Genomic DNA, 375 nt, shown 5'->3' with positions numbered 1-375 from the left:
ATCGACGACGATCACGCGCTGTGGCGCAGGGTCCTGCGACAGGACGCTCTCGACCGCATCGGCGACGACATGCGCGCGATTGTAGCAGGGAATCACGACGTCGTAGGTCGGGCGCGAAGTGTGGGGGAGCGGGGCAGGGTCCATTCCCGTTCCTGTGCCAGCTTTGCGCGGGCGATCAAGCAGCCTGCCGCCTTCGCCCGCTCCCGAACCGCGCGTCACCAGCGGCTCGGGACAGCTTATCGAACCTTGCCCGTCCGTATTTTCACACCGGTGTAAAAGTAGCGTCCAATGGCAGAGATCGGCTGGTTGATCGCATTGCCCGGATCGGGCTTCTGGTCGGTCAGGTTCTGTACGCCGGCATAGACCGAATAGGCA

1 protein-coding gene is annotated in these 375 nt (G+C 63.5%); it reads right to left on the bottom strand.

Annotation, left to right across the window (positions count from 1 at the left end; all coding sequences use genetic code 11):
* The coding region (locus L8K25_RS22615) for a glycosyltransferase (RefSeq protein ID WP_242141271.1) at positions 1–144 on the bottom strand (144 nt) is incomplete at its 3' end.
* Positions 145–375: the final 231 nt, after the last annotated feature.

It is taken from the genome of Sphingomonas sp. TREG-RG-20F-R18-01 (assembly GCF_022662475.1).
Taxonomy (GTDB): Bacteria; Pseudomonadota; Alphaproteobacteria; order Sphingomonadales; family Sphingomonadaceae; genus Sphingomonas.
Note: the sequence above shows the minus strand (reverse complement) of the source record. Positions and strands in the feature narration are given on the sequence as shown.